The 776-nt window shown below is 46.8% G+C and carries 1 protein-coding gene; it reads left to right on the top strand.

The window, feature by feature from the left end; translation table 11 throughout:
* Window positions 1-776, top strand: a 776-nt coding sequence (locus tag ACESZP_RS17930) for a tyrosine-type recombinase/integrase (RefSeq protein ID WP_499709951.1), incomplete at both ends; no start/stop codon positions are given.

A 776-nucleotide genomic window follows, 5' to 3' on the forward strand; every position in this document is an offset into this window, starting at 1 on the left:
GCTGACGATATTCGGCTGGCTCTTGTTCCATTGTCAAAGAAATCGGAAGGCTTATACAATAAGGTCAATATGCTGCTCAAGTGCATTTTTTATGCGGCAGAGAGAAACCAAATTCTTGAACACAATCCCTGTGCGGGAATATCCGGTAAAGGCGGAAAACCGACAAAAAAGAAGGAGGCATTGACAGATCAGCAGGTAGCCGTGCTTCTGGATACAGTCAAGGGGCTTCCTCCATATTTGTTTATTATGCTCGGTTTGTATTCCGGTCTGCGTCGGGAAGAAATTCTTGCACTGCAATGGGATTGTGTGTTTCTGGACGAGGATACACCTTATCTATCGGTGAGGCGGGCATGGCGTACAGAGCATAACAGACCCGTGGTTTCTACGGTGCTAAAGACTCCGGCGGCAAAAAGGGATATTCCGATACCGAAGTGTTTGGTGGACTGTCTGAGAGAAACGAAAGAAAATTCCATATCAGATTATGTGATCGCTGACAGCAAAGGAGAGCCACTGGCTGCCTCGCAGTTCCAAAGAGTGTGGCAGTATGTCGTTGTCCGCTCCACTAAGCCCCGGAACTATTATAAGTATGTAAATGGGGAGAGTATCAAATATACGGTTACTCCAACGCTGGGTATGACCCAGAAGAATCAACCCCAAATCAAATATACGCTGGACTTTGATGTGACACCTCATCAGCTGCGGCACACTTACATCACCAATCTTCTCTATGCGGGCGTTGATCCAAAGACAGTACAATACCTTGCCGGACACGAAAA

It is taken from the genome of Candidatus Dorea massiliensis AP6, assembly GCF_964245105.1.
GTDB classification, from domain to species: domain Bacteria; phylum Bacillota; class Clostridia; order Lachnospirales; family Lachnospiraceae; genus Laedolimicola; species Laedolimicola intestinihominis.